This window comes from Sphingobacterium sp. FBM7-1, assembly GCF_020687765.1.
GTDB lineage: Bacteria > Bacteroidota > Bacteroidia > Sphingobacteriales > Sphingobacteriaceae > Sphingobacterium.
Map to the genome: position 1 here is coordinate 12785 of NZ_JAJEWJ010000011.1, position 22990 is coordinate 35774.

Below are 22990 nucleotides of genomic sequence, written 5' to 3' on the forward strand. Positions count from 1 at the left end.
TATTTCGCTAGATGTCCGTTTGGCATCATAGTTTTGATTGTGGGCCGGAATACTTCCCACGTCAAACAGTATATATTCTTTCGATTGCAGACTATGATCTTGAGACCACGCGTAACCAAATGGAAATCAAAGTAAGAAGCTGAGTATATGTATTATTTTGCACATGGTAATTTTCCTTGTCGCGACTGTATATTTTCTGTTTGTTGATAATCAGATGGGTATACCCGCCAGAGATAATTACCTGCGTGCTAATTCATCGGCAGGCATCACTTTTTCCTTCCACATATTTCGTGCTGAAGATCCGGTTGTAAAATAAGGGGGAGTAGTCTTTTAAGCCTAATTTGATGTACTAGTCTAGAAAAGAACAACATTGGAATCGCCACAGGTGAGGTTGTTGCCGATGGCGAGTCCAATGTCATACAAGGCTTATGCAGTTTCTCTTTTGTTATTTCCTTTCGACATAACGGTCAATAGTAAAATAAAGGAGAATCGGGTATAATATTCCTGCAATAATAATAGGCCCTCAGAAGCTCATAGGATTTGACTTTAACATATAACCTATATATTCTCCAGCCAAGAATGCGTAGCAAACGGTGTAGAAGACCGTAAAAACGAGACTCTTTACAAGCAGGGATAAAGGTTTGCGCTTCTCACTAAAATAATCTTTAATTAACTGAAAAGGAAGCAATATCAATATCAGAAACATGACGGGCAGAAAAGGATAGGCAATCCGGTGATGATACTTATGGATACATTCCGCCAGCGTCTCGTAATAAGCATCGTCGATTTTATAAATGCCATTTAACCAATTGCTCCAATGACGTATGGATACAACCATTGGCAATAAAATAAACGCCAGCAATAAATTTACAATTGTTTTTCTAAGCATAGTATCCTTGTTTTCAATCTTCACAATCTGAGCTTAACGTACTTAAAGGCTTTTTGCCATCGATGACATCTTTTATTTGTTGCCAATCTGATCTACGGATTTCTTCGGTTGTTGGCAATGTTTCCCATAGAGCGGTTCCTCCATTTTGTCTAACAATTTGTCCTGTCTTTTTAAAAACCAATTTATAGGCATTAAATCTTCAAGACCATATAGGCTATTGGCTCTGAGTACACTATTCTTGGAAAAGATATTCATCACACTTGATACTAGTATCCCCCCTTTTGTACTATTACAACGTTCCAGACTATATTAGCTCATCTGGAACGTTACCTTTTACCAAAGCACTATAAAACTCACTTGTTAATCACCTTATAAGTGCTGTTATCACCACCAGCTCTTATATAAGATTCTGTTTTCTCGGGCAATAAAAGCTCCTTTTCAAAAATGTGCTTTTTGACAATCTTATACAATTCCAATCTATTTATAAAATGTAGATCTGGATCGAAAGGCATAGAGGTGTTTACATAGCTATATAGCACGCTAGCAGGTCCATCATAATCTACTTTGTTTTTTGCAATAGCACGGTTGATATGTGATAGATAGATTTTCGGTTTATTTCGGATAGATTCGATTTCGTTAGTGTAAACAGAATACATTGAATCTCGTTTCGTTAGTTCTTTCCACCTTCGTTTTGCCCCATACATAATTGACAAAATATAAAAGTCGAGATAAAAAAAGTGATAATCTTCATGAGAATATGTGTTTTAAAATTTTTATTTATTTTTTTCTAAAGTAAATCCTAGAAAGATACGATTGTCCGTTATATATGTAATCTGGAGCAGTGTTTCCATACTGTTCCGAATATCTCGGGGATGATGAGTGATGATTTGGTACTCTCCCATTTTACTACTAATTTCCGTGGCGTAGCCCTGCGCATCCACTTGTGTTACTATTCGTCCCCCTACTACATAGTTTATCGTTCTTTTAGAAATCGATATTGTTCTGTCAATACATAATGCCCCGAACGACCTAATATGGTTCGGGACATTTTCTCTATAATCTGCCTGTTAATTCGTCGGCAAGCATTACTTTTTCTTCCCACATATTTTGTATTAAAGCTCTATTTGTCAAGCCATTATGGCGAAGATGAAAAAAGAAATAGAAATCTAAGGAAGCACCGACAATACCCCTGCCTGGCATATATACAAACCGATCCAATCCTCTCTCTATTTCATAACCATCGGCAGTACTCCAGTCATAAAATGTCCAGAATCGGTAGGCCTCCTCACCTTCGATGGTCAGTTTCTTACTTAAAAATTCTTTTTTCATCCGCAGCGGCTCAAAAGATGAGGAAATCCTTTCCGGAAGCATGGGAAAGCTGTCATCGGGGTATTGTCTCTTAAAAGCTTCGGAAAACGAGTAAATGGAGATAAAAGGCTGGCCAATGTCAATGGTACCCAATGGTCTGTTCATTCCGTCAACATAATTCCGAACAGCAAAAAACTGTAAGAAAGTTTGATTGCCCACTTTCAGCTTACCGTTATGGAGTATTGCCAGTTTAATTTGATTAATAGATCTTGTAAAATAAGGTGGATTAGTAGTTATGCCTAATGATCTGTCCTTAAAATTCAAGAGTTCCGAGTAACTAATCTCCCTAATATCAGTTCTTTTTATCTCTGTCCATGATGACTTTTTTTCGAAGTCGGGTAGTACTGCAAAGACAATAATTTCTGATCTGTGCCGGTGTGACTTCGGCAACAAATTATATAGATGGACTTTCTGATTGACAGGATATAAGGCCTCTGTGGACAACGTATATTGCGTACAATCAAAATCAGATTGTATGTTGAGCGAATCAAGGTTAAGCACAAAGACCCTATCCTGAGCTTTCGCAGTGTATGAAGCTATTAGCACTAAAAAGCTAATCAGTACACTTCGTCCCCTTGCTGTTAGCATTGCCGTTCCTTTCATTGTTATTGATATTTATGTCATTATTACTTAGGTTATTTACTATGCCATATCTAGCTAATTCTAATCTTAAGCGTTTGAACTCAAGTTAAAAAATGGCTTTTCGCCATCAATGACATCTTTTATTTGGCTGTAATTTGATGTACCCGTTAAGAAAAGAATAACACTGGAATCGCCACAGGTGAGGTTGTTTCCGATGGCGAGTCCAATGTCATACAAGGCTTATGCAGTTTCTCTTTTGCTATTTCCTTTCGACATAACGGTCAATTGTAAAATAAAGCAGAATCGGATATAATATTCCCGCAATAATGATAGGCCCCCAAAAGCTTATGGGATTTGACTTTAACATATATCCCATATATCCTCCAGCCAAGAATGTGTAACCAAAAGCAAAAAAGATCGTAAAAACCACACTCTTTATTAGGAAATGTAAAGGTTTCCCCTTACTATTGAAATAATCCTTAATTAGCTGAAAAGGAAGCAATATCAATATCAGAAACAAGAAAGGCAATAAAGGGTAAGCAGTCTCATGTAAGTAAACCTGTACATATTCCCCAAAGGTCTCGTAATAAGCATCTTCGATTTTATAAACACCGTTCAACCAATTACTCCAATGACGGTCAGCTGTGAATATTGGGAATAGTACAAAAGCTATTAAAATATTTGTTATCAGTTTTCTAAGCATAATATCCTTGTTTTCAATCTTCACAATCTGAGCTTAATGTACTTAAAGGCTTTTTGCCATCAATGACATCTTTTATTTGTTGCCAATCGGGTCTACGGATTTCTTCGGTTGTTGGCAATGTTTCCCATAGAGCGGTTCCTCCATTTTGCCGCACATAACTCACGATAATATCTTCACTGCTCATGCCGTTAAAAAGAGTGTGATATAACGAATCTGTTTTTACAAGGTATTCTGGAAACTGGTCTGGGATCTCTATCAGTTGTTTACTCTTATGGTATCTCATATTACTAATAAGGAAACAGGCAGCTCGAAATTTTTGCTTATCCTTTTTATGGTAGTTATTCAGCACTCTTTCTAATTCATTCCTATTATCACCAGCCAACTCAAGTGCATATTGTACTTCCTTTGGAATAGTGTTATTACATCCAACATATAATAGACAACACAAAAAAATAGAGCAATAAAAAATAAATAACTTCATTTCTAAAAGATTTATAATGCTACCACAATGAATACTTAAACTTTTGCGTTAAAGGTCTGTTAGTATCAATGACAGGCTTATCTTATATGTTAGCTCTTCTAAAATAGAAAAAAATCTTAGAATAAAAAAGAGAATATAAATTTATAACCTATTGGTCCGAATTTCTTTGGAGAGTATAAAGCAGATACAAATGAGGGCTGAAACTTTTATTCCCCTAAACCGTTCATATCATGTAGTCACAAAAACAAAATGTTATGAAAGCTATAAAACACTTACAAAATCTGATAGAGATTAATAATGACCGTACATTAGGATTTAGAAAAGCCTTGGAAGACCTAGAGCCCATCAATGCAGATCTTCAAGTTATTTTTACCTCGGCCGCTGCGGAAAGCGAAGGCTTTTCAAGAGAGCTTTCGGCTATAGCGGAGCAATATGGCGAAGAAGTGGATGAGGATAACGAAAGTGTAGCGGGAGCTATACACCGGGCATGGATTGACGTAAAAGCACTTTTTGGTGGTAAAGATCGGAAAAGTATTTTGGAAGAAGCAGAACGCGGTGAGGATGCGATTAAAGCAGCTTATAAAAACGTTATGGATAGTAATGTGTTAACTGGGCATGCTTTGGAAACTGTTTTAGATCAAGCAGCGCAAATTCGGATGTCGCATGATAAGATTAAAATGTTACGCGATAACGCGGGCTAGTTCCAATAACATTTCGTAGTAAAAGACCCATTTAATAGAAATAATGTTTAAAGATGCAAACGTTGCCGGCAACGTTTGCATTATTTTTTTAGCATCATAGCTATGAATTCCCCGTTCAAATGGCTATCGTTGTAAAGCGTAGTTTATAAACCAAATGTACATGTAAATTCTTTCGAATGAAACAGTTATTCCTATTGATAGTCTCCGTTGTTTTTGCCGTGCAAACTTTCGGACAAAAAAACTATATCCGTATGGCGGACTCCGATATGAAACGTAACCCAGAAGCGTGGATGATTGACTTTTCAAAAGCCTTGAAATGGAATTATTGCCATGGGTTGGTAATGCAGTCTATATTACAGGTTTATGATAAGACGGCCGATCCGAAATATTATAATTATGTTTATGACTATGCGGATACCATGGTAAATAACGATGGAACCATCAAAACGTATAGGCCGTTAGAGTATAATATCGATCGCGTCAATACCGGCAAAATTCTTTTTCCTATTTTGGAGAAAACAAAGGAGGAGCGGTTTAAAATAGCCTTAGATCATCAGCGCGAACAGATGCGTACGCATCCGCGTACGAAGGATGGAAGTTTTTGGCATAAGAAGGTGTATCCGCATCAGGTATGGCTGGATGGTTTATATATGGCCGGTCCATTTCTGGCTCAATATGCTAAAGAAAACAACGAGTCTGCATTGTTTGATGACGTGGCTTTACAGATTATAGATGTTCGAAAATATTTGTTTGATCCCAAAACGGGTTTATACTACCATGGTTGGGACGAAAGTAAGCAACAGCGTTGGGCAGACCCCGAAACGGGTCTTTCGCCGAATTTTTGGTCGCGTAGTATAGGTTGGTATATGATGGCCATTGTTGATGTTTTAGATTTTTTGCCAGCGGATCATAAAGACCGTCCGGCAATTATTAATATTCTACAGGAACTTTCCGCTTCGATCGAAAAATTTAGAGATCCCCAAACAGGCATGTGGTATCAGGTCACGGATTTAGGACACAGAGAAGGGAATTATTTGGAATCGACAGGCTCTATCATGTTTATTTATGCCTGGATAAAAGGTGCCCAACAAGGCTACTTAAGGAGTTCCTATTTAGAAAAAGGAGAAAAAGCCTACGACCAGTTTATAAAGCGTTTCGTAAAGACAGAAACAGATGGTTCCTTATCGATTACCGATTGTTGTTCGGTTGCGGGATTGGGCGGCGACAAGAATTATCGAGATGGGAGTTTCGAATATTACCTTTCGGAACCGGTGCGAGATAATGATCCGAAGGCTATAGGCCCTTTTATTATGACAAGTGTACTCTTGGATAGGTAGCAATATGATACAGAAAACATCTTTCTGGTGTCTGTTAGGGCTGTTGGTTGCAACTTTAACGTCGGCGCAAATGCCATCGAATCCCCCTGCGCTCATGGGTACAGACACCCTAGGGAAGCCAATTCCGAGAGATACGTCTTTCACATTGCATGGTACCTACTTGAAGGAGCGAAAATATCGACCCTATATTCGTATTGCGGAAGTAAAAACTCCGGTTGTATCGCATTTAGATCAGGAATATGATAGGATCGGAGATAGACCTTTATTTTTAGATGTGTTTTGCCCTGATGGCGATACCTCGAAGCGTTATCCCGGTGTTTTACTCGTTCACGGAGGTGGATGGCAATCGGGCGATAAATCGCAAATGCATACGATTGGGAAGGAATTAGCAGCAAACGGATATGTAGCGGTAGCGGTCGAGTATCGATTATCGCCCGAGGCGAAGTATCCCGAAGCGGTATTTGATTTAAAATCCGCTATCCGCTGGATGCGTGCAAATGCCGATAAAATCCTACTGGATACGAAATATATCGCCAGCCTGGGGACCTCCGCAGGAGGACAATTGGCCAGTCTATTGGGTGTCACAAATGGGAACGCTGATTTTGAGGGACAGGGAAGAGTGAATGCGGAGCAGCTATCCGATGTCCAAGCCGTCGTTAACATTGATGGAACGCTGGCATTCCGGCATCCAGAGTCGTCGGAAGGCACGGCAGCATCCAATTGGTTGGATGGAAGCTATGACCAAAACCCCACAAACTGGGAATCGGCGGCTCCGTTGAATCATGCTTCTCGGAATTCGGTACCCATTATATTTTTAAATAGTTCTATTCCAAGATTTCATGCGGGGCGAGACGATATGATCAAAAAGCTTGATCGATATGGTATTTATTGGGAAATCCGAGAATTTCCCGATACACCTCATCCATTTTGGTTCTTTCATCCATGGTATCAGCCGATGATGGATTATACGCTTGATTTCTTGGATCTGACCTTCCGACAGATGTTTGAGTGATATTCAGCTCGAAAGAGGGTTATTTGTAGAAATTTTGCGTTAGATTTGACATAGGCTTTCAAATTTAAAATTTTTACTATGAGAACGATTAAAGGTCCGGGCATTTTTCTAGCTCAGTTTATCGATGAAAGTACACCTTTTAACAGCTTATCGTCCATTTGTGCATGGGCAAAGAATTTAGGCTTCAAAGGCGTACAGATCCCAACTTGGGATCCGAAGATTTTTGACTTGCAAAAAGTAGCCCAAAGCAAGACTTACGCAGATGAGATTCGAGGTCTGGTAAACTCCTATGGTCTAGAAATTACCGAACTATCTACCCATTTGCAGGGACAGCTTGTTGCTGTTAACCCGGCATATGATAAACTGTTTGATTCTTTCGCGCCAGAGGCGTATCATAATAACCCCAAAGCTCGGACAGAATGGGCTGTGCAGCAGCTCCAATACGCGGCAAAGGCGTCTGAAAATTTGGGGTTAAAAGCTCACGCAACGTTCAGTGGCTCGTTATTATGGCATACGGTTTATCCATGGCCGCAACGCCCCGCAGGACTCGTTGAAGAAGGGTTCAAAGAGCTTGGTCGGAGATGGTTGCCTATCCTTCAGAAGTTTGACGAATCTGGGGTGGACGTATGTTATGAAATTCACCCCGGGGAAGATTTGCATGATGGAATCAGCTATGAAATGTTTTTGAAGGAGGTTAATAACCATTCTAGGGCATGTCTTTTATATGATCCATCCCACTTTGTATTGCAGTGCTTAGATTACTTAGCATATATTGATCATTACCACGAACGTATTAGAATGTTTCATGTCAAGGATGCTGAATTCAGGCCTACGGGAAAACAGGGGGTGTACGGTGGCTATCAAAGTTGGGTGGATCGGGCTGGACGATTCCGGTCACTAGGAGATGGACAAGTAGATTTTAAAGCGGTATTTTCGAAGCTGACTACATATGGTTTCGATGGTTGGGCGGTGATGGAATGGGAATGTGCGTTGAAGCATCCGGAGGATGGTGCGAAAGAAGGGGCGACATTTATACAGGATCATATTATCCGGGTTACGGATAAAGCGTTTGACGATTTTGCGAATGCGGGTATTGATCGTGACCTGATTCGCTCCGTCTTAGGAATATAAAGAAAGAGGCTTCTATCTAAAATGGAAGCCTCTTTCTTTTTGTGCATTAATTGTTGGTAAACGTATATTGCTTGCTGGGTTCGGTATTAAACTCGACAAGTTTTGTGTCTGGTAATTGGAAGCCCTTCAAGCTTGCCTTCTCAGACGTTAAAGGCGCTTTGATAGCATGTACTTGGTAGAAGGGATTAGCGTTCTCGCCTGTTGCTGGCTGTAGCGTAGCATCGCCTTCTAGGTTGGTGCCCGCTGCTAAACGCAATCTACAGTTTCCGCCCAATGCGGATTTGATCCGAAGTGTAGTGAGTTTGCTGTCTGCCCAAGCGATATCGATTTCAAAACCTCCACGAACTTTCAACCCGCTGATGCTGCCTTGAGGAAATGCATCAGGTAATGCGGGTAGAATAAAAATATTTCCGTCGTAGGATTGTACGAGCATTTCTGCGATACCAGACGTACAGCCGAAATTCCCGTCAATTTGGAAAGGAGGGTGCGCATCCAATAAATTCGGATAGGTACCTCCGCCCTGTCCTTTATCGCCCACAGGTGGGCTCAACTGCTCCTGAATGAGTTTATACGTTTGATTACCATCCAATAGACGAGCCCACCAATTTACTTTCCAGCCCATAGACCATCCGGTTGATTTATCGCCACGGTAAATTAACGAATTAATAGCTGCTTCTGTCAAATCCGGATGGCGGAAAGGCGATATCTGCCCGGCAGGGTATAAGCCGTAAAGGTGTGAGATATGACGATGTTGGTCGGTTGTTTTGTCTAAATCCTCTAACCATTCCTGCAGTTGTGTATGTTGACCTATTTGCATCGGAGGAAGTCTATCCAAAGCTAGTTGTACGCTGTCGGCCAGTGCTGCGTCTGTCCCTAATATTTTAGCCGCGTCTATAAAATTATGGAACACATCAAAGATGAGCTGATTATCCATCGTAGTGCCGGCAGAAATTCCTATACTACCGGGTAAATAAGAGTTTTCTGGCGACATGGATGGGCTTAATACCAGCCAGCGTCCAGAGCGATCTTCGTGCAACACGTCTAAGTAAAACAAGGCTTTACCTTTTAGTATCTCATAATACTTCTGTAAAAACGATTTCTGTCCGTTATAGAGGTAATGTTGCCATATATGCTGGCTTAGCCAGGCGCCGCCCATTGGCCACATTCCATAATAGCCTCCGTCTACAACGCCCGTAATACGCCAGAGGTCCGTATTATGATGCATGTTCCATCCGCGTGCCCTGTACATCTCTTTGGCACTTTCCTGTCCGGTTACCGAAAGATCTTCCAGCATCGAGAATAGCGGTTCGTGCATTTCTGAAAGGTTAGTTACCTCGGCGGGCCAATAGTTCATCTCGGTATTAATATTTACGGTGTACTTACTGTCCCATGGCGGGTTGAGTTTGTCATTCCATATACCTTGGAGGTTAGCTGGTTGGCCACCGGGCTGAGAGGAACTGATCAGTAAGTAGCGTCCGAACTGGAAATAGAGCGAAACCAATGCCGGATCCGATGTGGTGGCGAATTCGCGTACACGCACATCCGTGGTTTTCGCGGCCTGTGCGGAAGTACCTAGATCAAGTTGTACCCGATTAAAAAAGCTTTGATATTTCTGGCTGTGATTTTGCAGCGCTTGTGCATATTTTGTGCCGATTGCTTTATCCAGTTTCGCTTGCGCATGTTTCGAAGGATTACCGCCTAAGTCGTTGTATTTATTGAAATTAGTTCCGATAGAAATGTATAAAATGACCTCATCGGCGTTGTCCACAGATAACTGATCCCCGTGGGCAGAAAGTTTTCCGCCTTTCAGTATAGGGCGCACAATACCTTCAAACTGTACTTTACCCGTTTTGACATCGAAAGAACCACTGGTGCCCTTTAGAATAAGTTGCTTGTCGGTAGAAGCTAGTGTATGCTGTACTTGCGGCGTACTTAGCCCGATAGAAAACGACAGTGCATTTTTCTTGGAGGAGGTCAGGCGTACGAGGACGACATCATCTGTAAAAGAGGCAAAGACCTCCCGATTGTATCGAACGCCGTTAACGGTATAGGAAGTGCGAGCTACTGCATCCTGGATGTCTAATTCGCGATGGAAGTCTGTAAAGGCTTCGTGTCCCGGGAAGTTTAACCATAGGCTGCCAAAAGTCTGATAAGGCATTCCATAGTCTAAATCTTCGGGGGATTGCCGCGGGAAGGTCTCGTTGGACAGGGCTTGTGCTTCCGCTGGTTTACCTTCGGCAAGTAGTCGCCGAATCTCGACGATTTTATCATACGTATTTTTCGGTACATTATTACCGGGTTCGCCTGCCCAGATCGTTTCTTCGTTTAACTGAATCTGCTCGCGAGACGGATTCCCAAAAACCATAGCTCCTAAGCGACTGTTACCTATAGGTAGTGCCTCATTCCAATCGGCGGCCGGTTTATCGTATACCAGTTTCATCTTTTGCTGTGCCTGCGTTTGCTCTAATAGACCGCACAGCATCACGGCCATGAGCATAATTTTAACCATTCTACTCTTCATCATTCTTCCGTTTTGTATTAGTTTATTTTAATTCCTTGCTTTTTTGCTCCGTTGTGGAAACTGATATTACCGCTATCAATTTTGGAGTCTGTTAATAAAATATTTGTTGAGTTGCTACCATGTATCTCTACGCGATGGGGTTGCTTATTGTCTAATTTTAGTTTGTTAAACGTTAAATCCTGTGCGCTTTCTACGTAGAGTAAGGGGGCATCCGAAGCAGTGTAAAAAGCCGCATTTTCGATCGTGAGGAATTGCGTATCTTTAATTTCTATACCTTTATCGACCGTGAGATTTAAATTCTTCAGGTGAATATGCTGTACAGGCATCTCTGGTAATCCGCGTACAAAAACGCCCACTTTTGCCCCATTGCACTGGACATTTTCGATGAATACGTTTCGAATTTTGGGCGTCTCTTCGGTTACCGGTGGAATTTCCTGTACTTCATTTGCCTGTGGAGGTTTGGTCCAGTAATACATGTCAAAGAAAATCGCTTCGTCTACGATATTTGACATGTTTATATCTCGAATATGAATGTTTTCTACTATCCCGCCACGGCCTCGTGTGGTTTTAAAGCGTATCCCCTTATCTGTACCCATAAACGTACAGTTTTCTACGAAAATATCGCGCGCACCTCCTGACATTTCACTGCCTACGACAAAGCCTCCGTGCCCTAAATATACTTTGTTTCGCCGAATAATTACTTTTTCGGTGGGTATCCCTCTTTTCCGGCCCTCTTCATCCTTTCCAGATTTGATACAGATAGCATCGTCGCCTACATCCAAAATACAATCTTCAATGAGTACGTTGGAGCAGGATTCGATATCAATACCATCACCATTCTGTGCATAATCTGGGTTTTTGATTTTAACATCCCTAATCGTAACATGCCGGCTCATGAGTGGATGTAGGTTCCACGCGGGAGAGTTTTGGAACGTAACACCTTCTAGCAATACCTTTTCACAGTTAGTTAGCACCAGTAGGTTGGGCCTTAAATAGTCTTTAATATCTTCAAAATCGGCCAAGGTTCTCTCTTCCGTTAGCAAAACGGAACGTTTTTCTTCGTGTGCTCGTTTTGTTTTTTCCGAAGGAAACCAAGTTTTACCATCGGCACTAACCAATCCGCCAGCGGCTACTTTGTCACGCCATTCCCGTTCTGTTAGGGCGCCTCTTCCCACCATACGCCAAGCGTCACCGTTACCATCAATTGTACCAGCTCCCGTAATGGCGATGTTTTTTAAATTCTTTCCGCTGATCGGGGACTGGTTCCGCGCAGAAGGTTTGCCTTCATAGTTTCCTTCCACAATCGGGTACTGATCAAAATCGGCTGTGAATTGTAAAAAAGCGTTGTCCGCTAAATGCAGGTTCACATTACTTTTTAATTCAATAGGACCTGATAGCCAATAGCCGGCAGGGATGAATACGACCCCTCCTTGATTTTGGTTGCTGGCAGCGATCGCATCGTTGATGCTTTTGGTATTGAGGGTCATGCCATCCCCTTTGGCTCCGAAATCTCGAATATCGAGGGTGTCCTTCCGGAATATAGGTTGCTGAATTTCGGGTAAATTATCCCAGTTGTAAGGGCTGTTTGTAGCTTGTGTCTGACCGTCTACACGCGTACTCAACATCGATAAAACGCACATACTCGTGGCGATCCAAACTTTTCTGTTCTGTTTCAAAAACATGTTTCTTTTTTATAGTTTCTCATTTTCAATTAACCATTCCTCGCAAAGCATAACCCATTGGGATGCTGATCCCGGGTTGTTTCGTAAAGCGATGGCATGTTTCCCCTGTGGGAAGATGTGAAGGGATGTCGATACCCCCTTGGTAACTAGACTGTCCGCATACAACAGGCTGTTTTTTACGGGTACAGCGGGATCGTCAAAAGCATGGACGATAAATGCTGGTGGGGTCTCTGCGTCCACCTGATGCTGCAGGCTAAATTGCTTTAATAACTCGTTTGTAGGTTGTTTACCCAGCAAATTTTCCCGGCTTCCTTTATGGGCAAATTCGCCCATATCAATAACCGGAGAGATCAGAATCTGAAAAGCGGGTTTAAAATCATGGTTGTCCAAGGCATCGCCTACAGCGGACACATCTTGGTTCCACGTGCTTAATGTCGCCGCAAGATGTGCTCCCGCTGATGAGCCCATAACACCGATTTTATCGATATCTATATCCCATGATGCGGCGTTTTGTTTGATGATGCGTATTGCCCGTTGCGCATCTTGTAATGGTGCCAGATGCGGTGTTATAACGTCCGGAGATTGTGGCATATGATGTTCTAATACAAACGCATGCATGCCCATCGTGTTAAACCATTTTGCTAATTGATAACCACTGATCTCGTAGGCTAAACGAGCGTATCCTCCTCCCGGAATAATCAGTACCGCAGCATGTTTATTTTCCTGTGAAGAAGTGAAAAATGCCTGTATCCGAGGTTCTGCGACCTGATAAATGCGTTCATTTGCAATGCTGTCTTGCAGGATAACGCCTTTTGTATTGGGCATATTATTTTGCTCCCAAAGGTTTATCCGCTGTTGCCCCACGGTATATTGTGCAAGTAAGAAAAGGCAGCATGTGATAATGGATGTCTGCATACGATGTATATAGGGAAAATTAGTTGATCTGGATTTTTTCCTTCGAAAATTTGGGGTGTTGATCGCCTATAACGTTCTCATAGGTAAAGCGATTGGCTTCTTCCATTGTCAGTTGATGAGACCACGAAACACGGGTATCCATACTAGCGCCTGCACCGGTAGATTTGTATTCGGCATAAAATGCTGTTTTTTCATTGTCAGGGTTTCCCCAGTTATGCCAACCCGCTAACTGTATGTGCTTATCCATAGCACACTCGACGAATACGACTTTTGCATTCGGGCGCCAAGGCCTACCGAGATATACCGATCCCGCAGGTACGGTAGGGTAGGCGTTAACCTTGCACTGCTTGAAAATATAGCCGAACGCCTGTTCTTCTGGTGTAGATGCTGCTGTCAAGTACCCGCCGCGTGTACTGACAAGCTCACATTGATCAAAGAAGGCAGTAGAGCCACCAAAAATGAAATCCACCGATCCTTCAATATAGCAATCTTTAAGATATTGATAAGTTCCGTTGCTGGCATACCACGTATCTTGATGGCCTAAAAATCTGCAGTTACGGAAAGAGGAACGTGCACCACCGATATTGATCGCTAATGCCTGTCCTGCATCGATACCAGCCGTATTTTCGAAAGTTATCCTTTCGGCAACGAAATTATTTCCATGCACAAAAAAAGAGGCTGAACCGCTCGTTCCATATTCAGAACCATCCGGTCTAAGTCGGCTGGCATAATTATCATACGTTAAAACGGTAGTTGCTTCGTTTTCTCCGGCCAAGTATATATAATCTTTATTCTTCGGCACGGTAATGACCTCTTTATAAGTCCCTTTTTTAACATAGATGTAATAATATGCTGTCCTATTATTTGGTGCGGCATTAATTGCGTCTTGTAAGGAGGTGAAATCCCCGGTGCCATCTGCCGCGACAACGGCATCTGCGTTGATCGTTTTGTCCTCTTCTTCTATCGGCGTAGTTTCATCCGATGTTTCCGAACTTTTAGAACAGGATATCAGCGTAGGACAAACGGCTATTAGGAGGATAGAGCATAGCATAGAGATATGCGATATATAATTTTTTATTTTTAATATTGAAATCATACTATATTTATTTAATCTTCACTAGACTATTCATATACACCTCGATATTATCATACGCCGTGCTCAGATCACGTCCATTGGCATTCGGCGTATTCGGGTCAAGGTTGTGGGCGATTTCCCAGTCATCAGGCATGCCGTCTCCATCCGAATCTTTCGGTGCCTTACTGCTCTCTAATACGGGCCAACCACCCACATCATGAGGGCTATCTATAATACCAAACCGACTGTTTTGTTCGCCACTGGAACCATGGGCAGTATACGTCTTGTTTATTACATTATCGATAACGCGTATATCTACTGCATCTCTTTTCAAGCTGGCGCCGGCATACTGCAAAACTTTATCATAGGCCTCCTGGGCAGTATGTGTTTCCACATTGCCTTCGTTATTATGAGGCGTATGAAGCTGCATGGCTATTTTATCAGTTTCGGGCACAACACCGTAACTGTGGTGAAAATGATCATAAACGCCATACGTCCAATTGTCGCTAGTCGCATCGGGTGCTCCCTCGACGTAGTTACCGTCGATATAGAATTTGCCCCAAATATCATAAATAGGTTCATTGACCTCTTTCTTCTTATCGATAGAGTAGATGCGCGTTGTGTTACGTGTGGCCGGACCTGGCTTGTAGTAATTATTAACCAGATTAATATTCATGGCTTCACCACCGTAGGCGCTGTTCCCTCCCCAATTATAGATGACATTATTTCGGTAATCAACCAAAGAACGTAATCCGATATCGGTGTTTCCGCGCTCGCCAAACCGCGGGTTACGGCTATCGTGATGTGCCAGTAGATTATGATGAAAAGAGGCTTTTATCCCACCAAATATTCCGCCATAACCGTGTGCACCTTTATCATGTGCAGACACCCGTAAGCTCTCCGAGATAATGCACCATTGCATGGTGAAATTTTCGTTGCTATAAAAGGATACGCATTCATCGGTAGACCAACTCATCGAACAATGATCTATGATAATATCCTTTTGTTCGAAGCCACCTAACGCGTCGGCTTCTACTCCCTTCTCATCTCCCATTCGGAACCGCATATATCGTATGATGATATTTTCTGTAGAAACCACCACGGGATAATTTTTAATGGTAATACCATCTCCTGGAGCTGTTTGTCCAGCGAGCGTAATATTGGGATTGCGGATATTTAACTGCGATTCCAATTCTATGGTGCCAGATACTTCAAATATGACGATACGTGCTCCAGAGGCTTCAATCGCTGCTCTTAGACTGCCTGTTCCCTTGTCGTTCAGATTGGTTACTTTAATAACTTTCCCGCCGCGTCCGCCGGTTACTTTACGTCCAAATCCTTCCGCTCCGGGAAAGGCAAAAGCTTCCTCTTCTATGGGGTCTGGACCATTGTTCTCTTCTTCCTGCTCTTGTTCGGGCTTTTCGTCTTTATGTTCTTCACCGTTTTTGCTACAAAAAGTAAAGAAGAGTAGTGACGAGGTCATTACGAACAAAAAAAGATAATGGGTTTTTCGTCTCATTTTTTAATAGATTGCTTTAAGTTATATATAGCTACAAGCGTTATACTTTAGGCCTGTAGCTATATACGATGGTTTATATTCTATTGCTCAAACCAACGTGGATCGCCAGCTGTCCCACGACCGCCAAACCCGTTGCCGGGTTTAATCCTAAAATCGCTGGCATCCGGATCCACAAAAAGATCGGCAGCACTACCGCTGAAGAGCGTAATATCTGCAAATCCACGAGAATCCCTTTCTATTTCAAACTCGTTCGTCCGGTAACCACCAGCGAAGGATACCGGGAGGGCAAAATCTCCATGATTATAGCTAGTTGAATTCAGCTTCGCGCCACTGTTTGTGCCTGAAATAATATTGTTCCCTGCCTGTAACTCTAACGGGAGTCTATTCGTATCAAAACGTAACAACTGGCTCATAGCAGCGTTCTGATTGTAGAATGTACAGTTCTGTACAACAATCTTTTTGACCGCTACCCGTACATCCATGAGCTGTGTGGAAAGGTCGGTTAGCGTGCTGCGGGTAAACTTGATGGAGTCGACAACTGCCGAACTTCCTCCCACGTTTACAACTCCCCAGCCTCCGTTTTTATGAATTCTACAATTATCAAACCTGATTTGTCCCACATTGACTGCATTATTCAGACGCACCACGCCGTTACCAAAGCCTTGTATGTGACAGTTGGTGAACCAGTAGCCTGTAGCCCGCATACCTGCCTGATCGGAGGTGACAAGGAAAGAACTACCCGTAATAGCGTGAAGGTCCACATTTTCAAAAATAACCCTACCGTACTGTGTATCCGATAGTTTAAAAGAACTGATCTGCAGTACTGGATTCTTCCCATTGGCATTCGCCGTTCCGGTTACGCTGACATTGATAATGCCTGACGGTAATGTTACGGCACCCAAATTGTACGGTTGATCGCCCGAGAAATTTAAAATGATGTTTTGTTTGCCGGCAGCAAGGGCAGCAGAAACCAAGGCGGGGATATCGTCTCCCGGAGAGACGGGAATGATTTCGCCTTCGGGTATACCTGAAGTTACTAGAATTCGAGTTCCGCGTAAAACGTCGTTGTTATAGATGGAAATCGCATAGGCTTTACCAGGTTGAAGATCGGTAATCGTAGCAGCCCCTTCTGTTTTATTGGAAGCTGTCAAATCTACCCGTTTTACCTCGCTATCACTGTTCAACGGATCGGTGACCGTAATATGAGTCACATTGTCAGTTGCCGGCCAGTGCATCTTAATACGGTCTAAGGATATGTCAGCACTGGAAAATAATTGCTCTGCCATGGTTTTAAAAAACAGTGCGACATAGCCGGACTCTTGGCCGGTTTCCGTATTGATGCCTTTCATGCGTACAGAGTAAGGCGATGTCCCGTCTAAATCCTCGAATATCGTACGGTAGACCACCCGTGTCGGTGTGGTGGACGGTGCAAAGGGCGTTAGTGTATCCGCTAGAATTTCTACGGTTTTAACAATCTCGTTAAATGCTAAGCTATCTTTGCTGAACTCAAAAATATATTTATTAGCCGACACTGTTTGGGTATAGCCGATTTCTACATCGGTAGCCCCGATGTTGGTTGTTTCGAAACTTAGCGATCGGAAGAGTCCCGCATAGGAAGGATCGACATCCCAATCGTTGACTTTCTTTTCGCAGCTTGACATAGCTAGTGCCATTGCAACTAGCAGGATCATATTTATTAAAATCTTTCTCATGACTGTTGTCCTCTACTCGTTAATATCCATATGAATTTTCTAAATAGCCTCTTGACTCACGGATATCGTCCACATAGATTGCGAACGGATAGCGATAATTACATACACCGTTCCCCATTTTATATTGCTGTAGTAAATTTTGGATTTCCGTTCCATATGTCAGCGTAGATAAAAACTCGGAATAATCGTACGAAACCATCAAACCGGTTCCCGCCAAGAGTGTTCTCACGGGCCACATCGTGTAATTGTAGGTACGGCCCTGTTCGACGGTAGCAGGTTTCTCTGCCGCTTTGGGAAACCAAGAGACAGACAGCCAATCTCCTCCTGGATTAGCGGGAAGATCGCCATAATAATTTAACGAGCTTTGATCGATATATTCTGCGTTCCGGAACCGATAGTAGACCGTTTTGGGGAAATCCGAAGGTTGATAGGTTTTGTCAAATATGGTCACGGGTCGTGTATTATCGTACATGAGACAAAGTGCTTTCTTCATGTCTTCGATTTTCTCGTATAGCAATCCCCAACGGACTAGATCTTGTTTGCGGATTGATTCTCCTCCAAACTCCCATGCACGCTCGTGGATGACCGCGTCCAAGAAATTGGGATCATATTGGGTTATCTTTGCCGACCCGGTGCCAAAAGCTCTTTCACGTACCTTTTCTAGGGCTTGGCGAGCGGATATCCCGGCAGCTTCATGCACGGCGTCTGGGTTTTCTAATTGGCTCAACGCTTCGGCATACATTAGATAGACATCCGAATAACGCATCAAAATCCAGTTCACGCCGGTAGCAATTCTTCCGCTAGCGGTTTTATGCATGGCTAGATAGGCATCGGACATCCAATATATCCGCCATTTTCCAAATTTAACATCATAAGGGTTCGTGCTCACATTTTCTTTGTTATCCCCACCATATCCAATCCAGGTCAAGGTTACATCCCGGCGTTGATCTTCACGGTCGAACGAGTAAAAATAATAAGCGGTAGACGTTACGTAACTGCCGCCAAAGCCTCTCGATCCATATTTAGATCCGCCTGCGACCGCGTAGCCCATCAATGAGCCGATATCCCCGTTTTGCCCCATACCAAACGCTACTTCGAAAAGATTTTCATTGAAACTGTTCAATTGGCCACCACATACCGTCTCCCATATATGTTGAAAACTCGGATCTAAGGCGTGTGGGTTATCGGGCGAACCGATCAACTCTGCCGTATGCTGGGCGGCAATCGCATAGTAATCCCGCCAGTTTTTCGGACGTCCTACGTAATAACCGTTGATTTCGGGAATGGTAGGATGCTTTTCCGCAGTGGAGTTTGGAAATAGACTCGCGTCCCTTAAAGACCAGCCTCCGGCAAATAACGCTACCCTTGCCAACAGCCCTTTTGCAAAGCCTTTGGTAATACGCTCTACGGTACCGTATTCGCCCGTGGCACCTTTATAGGGCAGGTATGACTGTGCTTCGTTTAGATCCTGCACGAGATAGTGGTAAATGGTATCTTTGTCTGACTTTCCGGAATATACGTTGGAAAGATCGGATTTAGAAGCTTCTTTTTTATAAGGTGCATCACCCCAATATCGCGCAATCTCAAAAAAAGCCAATGATTTGAGCGTAAGTGCTTCTCCCAATAGCGGTTTCATGGTTGCTGCATCGCTTTCTAATATGGGGGAGTTACGGATGCCATCTACGACAGCCGTGGACATCTCGGCAAATTCATATAGACGCTGCCAACGGGTGGTTTGATTGTTGGCATCACCAAAAAAGTTTCCCGCACCGTAATCACTGGTCGGTTGCACATAGTTGGTCTCGCTAAAGCTACCATTGGATTCTGTATCGGATACGCCTTGCCAGTTGACCGCAAGCTTTTGGCCGTAGATATATGCATCTGTCATTCGTCCGTAAAGACCCATGACGGCAGCTTTTGCCATGGAACTGGTGTTAAATACGGTCTCCGGGCTCAACGAAGAAGGCGATTCTGTTTCTAGGTACTTTTCACAAGCGGTGAAAAACGTGACGAACACGACAGAAATTATTCCTATTATCTTTTTCATTTTCATCATCTCTTTAAAATGTAACATTTAATCCAAATAGCACTTTTTTAGATTTTGGATATGCGGAGTATCCCACACCTGGAGTCAAAGCGTTCCTCTGGGTATCTACTTCGGGATCTTGTCCGGTGTATTTTGTCCACACGTGTAGGTTATACCCTGCGATGTATACCCGTAGGTTTTGCATGAGCAAACGGTTGGCGATGCGTGCGGGTAAAGTGTATCCGAGCGTTAGATTGCTTAGTCGTAAGAACGAACCATCTTCGATAGCCCAATCGGTCAAGATACGCGCATTGGCAGCCATGGGGTTCCACATGGTTTTTCCTTCGTTTAACGCCTGAAATAGCTCAGGATCTGCCTCGTTTCCAAACATCATGTTGTATCCGGTCGCGGGGTCGATAGTGGTGAAGCGTTCCGATAGACGCATGTCTGCGCTGAGGTTTTGATAGCGTTTGGAGCCCTCATAGGCGTTGAAATCAATTTTATCTGCGTTGTAGATGTTGTTTCCGTAAGACCAATTGAACATCGCTGCCAAATCGAAGTTTTTATAGGAGCTGTTTAACATAAAGCCGCCGGTGTGTTTAGGTTGTGCTCTACCGATAACCACCCGGTCATCGTCTGGATTGACAACTGTTTCTCCCTCTTCGCCTCCGACTTTCTTCAGTTTAATATGACCTGGTCCAAAATAATTGCCTGACCGGGACATGACGTGGGAAGCGTCTACGACGCCGTCATTCAAGATCCACTTATTTTGATCCCCATCAAAATGGAAGTCATCAAAAGTATAATAGCCATCTGAGAGAAACCCGTACATCAGTCCGACGGGTTGTCCGACAATGGCCCGGAAATCATCTCGCCCGAAATCCAACCATGGGGAGGCTGGTGTATTCATTTCGTCCAATCCATCGAGAAGCGCGCGGATTTTGTTGCGATTGAACGAGATATTGAAGTCAGCCGATAGCCGAAAATCTTTTTTCTCCATCAACACAGCCGAGGCGGAAAACTCTAATCCCTTATTGGAAGTGCTACCGATGTTCTGGTATTGATTTGCATAGCCGGAACTGGAAGGGAGAGGAACTTGAAGAATCAGGTCGTTTGTAATATTATTATAGGCATCGATGGTAACATTGAACCGGTCGTTCAAGAAGCTTAAGTCTAAACCGATATTGGTAGAGACCGTGCTTTCCCAAGTGAGGTTTTCATTTTTCAACGTATTTTTTGTGCGTAATGCACTCTGTGGTGTTTCACCGATGTAATACAGCTGATTACCTCCGGTGACGAAACCATATTCCTGTCGCCAATAAGAACCTACTCTAGCGTTGCCCACCGCTCCACGGCTTAAGCGTAATTTTGCATCAGATAGCCAACTACGCGTATTCTCCATAAAGGTTTCGTCGGAAAAACGCCAGGCGAAAGCAGCACCGGGAAAGAAGCCCCACCGGTTGCCGGGTGCAAAAACGTTCTTGCCATCTACTCTTCCGGTCAGGGTCAATATATACCGATCGCTGAGGGTATAATTGACCCGAGAAAAGTAGGACGAAGTTCTGGATGGCTCGCCGATCGTAGTATAAGTAGGTTGTGGCGTGCCGTAATTCCACATCGCTAATACATCCTGCGGAGTGAAATCTTCGGGATAGAACTTGGACTCCATTAACATATCGTTCCGTTGACTGTTTGTGATCTCCTGCCCACCCACGATGGTAAAGCGGTGTTTATCTTCTTGCAAATTGAAATCATACGTCAGGACGTTTTGTATAGAATACAAGGTTCCTTTTCTATCTTCTCTACGAGCTACGGGCTGTCCGCCATTAGAGCTTGACTGCCCCGTGCCCCGTACCCATATATTATCGGTAAAGTCTTTGTTATACCCAAAGGATCCTTTGGTGCTAAAGCGCAGCCCATCGATAATTTTCCAGTTGAAGCCGGCATTAAAGGTGAGGTTAAAACGATTTTGATCTTTATATTCATTTTCGACATTCACGACAGGATCGCGCAAGGAACTTAGCGCTTCTGGTGAAGTGATATCTTCTGCACCGCCAAGGGCATCCTCGGTCAAGGAGGCTAAACTCCGTACCGGGGCATATTTAACAGCCTCCCGGAGCTTTCGTCCATCCGATATACTGGGACCCTGTATTTCCGTTGCAGACATACGCGAATTAAACTCGAAAGACAGTTTAGGGCTGATTTTCTTATTAAGTTTGGCGCTGACATAATCACGCTGATAGGCAGAGTTTAGCATAATATAATCTTCATCGTCCCGCGTATAATTGATGTTATAGGTTAAGCTGCCATCTTGGTCGCCCCCACTGAGTCCAACATTGTAATTCTGCTGTATACCGGTATTGCCGTAAAGCCGGTCTTGCCAGTTGATACCTGCTTTGGATTTGTAGATATCCAGGTCTTCCCACAGCCCATACATGGAATTGAAACTATTATTGGCGGAAGTTGACGGATCAAGCTCCCGTTGCCAATAGACGTATTCATAAGGAGATAATACTTCTGTCAAGTTGTAGACGTTACTGACACCCAAATACGAACTAAATGCGATTTTAGGCGAACCGCCTTTACCAGACTTAGTCGTGATCAAAACGACACCGTTGGCTCCCTCTGACCCATAGATAGCCGTTGATGCGGCGTCTTTCAGAACGTCGATGTTCTCGATATCGGTCATGGGAATATCGTTGATATTGGCAACCCGGAAGCCGTCTACGATATATAGCGGAGAGTTATCTTGCGTGATGGAGTTTCCCCCACGCACACGAACCTTTATATCAGCATCCGGAGATCCTTCTGTGATAGTTACATGGACCCCTGGCATTCTCCCTTGTATGGCTTGAAGCACCGAGACAGTAGGTAAATCTTTTAGCTGCTCTGCATTAATCGATGCGACAGAGCCGGTTAGATCTTTACGCCTCGCTGTTCCATAACCAATTGCAACAACTTCTTCAATGGTTGAGGAACTTTCCTCCAAAACAACATTAACCCGCGTTCGTCCGGTTATGGAAACCTCCTGTGATTGCTTGCCCATATACATAAAAACGAGAATAGCATTTTCTTCGATATCTCGTAAAACATACTGACCGGAGTTATCGGTGGAAGTAACTTTGTTTCCTCCTTTGACACTTACCGTTACCCCTCCTATAGGATTGCCATCGGTATCGTTAACTTGCCCGGTGACGCTAATCTGCTTCTGGGCAGTTGTGGTCTCGAGCAACCGATCTGGATCAAATCCCGATGCATGGGCAGGATAGCTATAACAGGCTATACTGATCAAGAAAGATGATGTGATTAAATTTAGTTTCATATTACTTTGGTTTA

At 43.2% G+C, this 22990-nt stretch carries 17 protein-coding genes; 4 read left to right on the forward strand and 13 right to left on the reverse strand.

Features of this window, described 5'->3' with window-relative positions:
- Positions 1-523 precede the first annotated feature (523 nt).
- The 5 genes from LKO28_RS14665 to LKO28_RS14685 form a co-directional block, all read right to left on the reverse strand.
- Positions 524-889 carry a hypothetical protein gene (locus LKO28_RS14665; RefSeq protein ID WP_227695772.1) on the reverse strand — a complete coding sequence of 122 codons (366 nt, stop codon included), beginning with the start codon at positions 887-889 and terminating at the stop codon, positions 524-526.
- Positions 890-1242: 353 nt separating this feature from the next.
- Positions 1243-1545, reverse strand: a complete 303-nt coding sequence (locus LKO28_RS14670) for a hypothetical protein (RefSeq protein WP_227695773.1) — start codon at positions 1543-1545, stop codon at positions 1243-1245.
- Between the two features lie 397 nt (positions 1546-1942).
- The gene (locus LKO28_RS14675; protein WP_227695775.1) at positions 1943-2860 is read right to left on the reverse strand and encodes a hypothetical protein; all 918 of its coding nucleotides are present in this window, start codon (positions 2858-2860) and stop codon (positions 1943-1945) included.
- 238 nt (positions 2861-3098) lie between these two features.
- Positions 3099-3542: a hypothetical protein gene (locus tag LKO28_RS14680; protein ID WP_227695776.1), complete on the reverse strand. Its 444-nt coding sequence runs from the start codon at positions 3540-3542 to the stop codon at positions 3099-3101.
- Positions 3543-3555: 13 nt separating this feature from the next.
- Entirely contained in the window at positions 3556-4023 is a 468-nt protein-coding gene (locus tag LKO28_RS14685; RefSeq protein WP_227695777.1) for a hypothetical protein, read from the reverse strand.
- Positions 4024-4277: 254 nt separating this feature from the next.
- On the opposite strand from LKO28_RS14685, the gene LKO28_RS14690 reads away from it, so the two are divergent.
- The 4 genes from LKO28_RS14690 (at position 4278) to LKO28_RS14705 (ending at position 8204) form a co-directional block, all read left to right on the forward strand.
- The gene (locus LKO28_RS14690) at positions 4278-4724 is read left to right on the forward strand and encodes a ferritin-like domain-containing protein (protein ID WP_227695778.1); all 447 of its coding nucleotides are present in this window, start codon (positions 4278-4280) and stop codon (positions 4722-4724) included.
- A gap of 176 nt (positions 4725-4900) precedes the next feature.
- Positions 4901-6061 carry a glycoside hydrolase family 105 protein gene (locus LKO28_RS14695; RefSeq protein WP_227695779.1) on the forward strand — a complete coding sequence of 387 codons (1161 nt, stop codon included), beginning with the start codon at positions 4901-4903 and terminating at the stop codon, positions 6059-6061.
- Between the two features lie 4 nt (positions 6062-6065).
- Positions 6066-7073, forward strand: coding sequence for an alpha/beta hydrolase (locus LKO28_RS14700; RefSeq protein ID WP_227695780.1), 1008 nt, complete (start codon positions 6066-6068; stop codon positions 7071-7073).
- A 78-nt stretch (positions 7074-7151) separates the two neighbouring features.
- Positions 7152-8204 (forward strand): sugar phosphate isomerase/epimerase family protein, encoded by a 1053-nt coding sequence (locus LKO28_RS14705; RefSeq protein WP_227695781.1) that lies wholly within the window; start codon positions 7152-7154, stop codon positions 8202-8204.
- Positions 8205-8250: 46 nt separating this feature from the next.
- Here the strand turns inward: LKO28_RS14705 and LKO28_RS14710 are convergent, their stop codons facing one another.
- From LKO28_RS14710 to LKO28_RS14745, 8 genes are all read right to left on the reverse strand, one after another.
- Complete coding sequence (locus LKO28_RS14710) at positions 8251-10728, reverse strand: glycosyl hydrolase family 95 catalytic domain-containing protein (protein WP_227695782.1); 2478 nt, start codon at positions 10726-10728, stop codon at positions 8251-8253.
- Between the two features lie 14 nt (positions 10729-10742).
- The gene (locus tag LKO28_RS14715) at positions 10743-12401 is read right to left on the reverse strand and encodes a glycoside hydrolase family 28 protein (protein ID WP_227695783.1); all 1659 of its coding nucleotides are present in this window, start codon (positions 12399-12401) and stop codon (positions 10743-10745) included.
- Positions 12402-12416: 15 nt separating this feature from the next.
- Positions 12417-13322: an alpha/beta hydrolase gene (locus tag LKO28_RS14720; RefSeq protein WP_227695784.1), complete on the reverse strand. Its 906-nt coding sequence runs from the start codon at positions 13320-13322 to the stop codon at positions 12417-12419.
- A 19-nt stretch (positions 13323-13341) separates the two neighbouring features.
- Positions 13342-14418, reverse strand: a complete 1077-nt coding sequence (locus LKO28_RS14725) for a pectinesterase family protein (protein WP_227695785.1) — start codon at positions 14416-14418, stop codon at positions 13342-13344.
- 7 nt (positions 14419-14425) lie between these two features.
- On the reverse strand, positions 14426-15916 hold the full coding sequence (locus tag LKO28_RS14730) for a pectate lyase (protein ID WP_227695786.1): 1491 nt from the start codon (positions 15914-15916) through the stop codon (positions 14426-14428).
- Between the two features lie 80 nt (positions 15917-15996).
- Entirely contained in the window at positions 15997-17628 is a 1632-nt protein-coding gene (locus LKO28_RS14735) for a DUF5123 domain-containing protein (protein ID WP_227695787.1), read from the reverse strand.
- A 19-nt stretch (positions 17629-17647) separates the two neighbouring features.
- Positions 17648-19675, reverse strand: coding sequence for a RagB/SusD family nutrient uptake outer membrane protein (locus LKO28_RS14740; RefSeq protein ID WP_227695788.1), 2028 nt, complete (start codon positions 19673-19675; stop codon positions 17648-17650).
- A 13-nt stretch (positions 19676-19688) separates the two neighbouring features.
- Positions 19689-22976 (reverse strand): SusC/RagA family TonB-linked outer membrane protein, encoded by a 3288-nt coding sequence (locus tag LKO28_RS14745; protein WP_227695789.1) that lies wholly within the window; start codon positions 22974-22976, stop codon positions 19689-19691.
- Between the last annotated feature and the right edge of the window lie 14 nt (positions 22977-22990).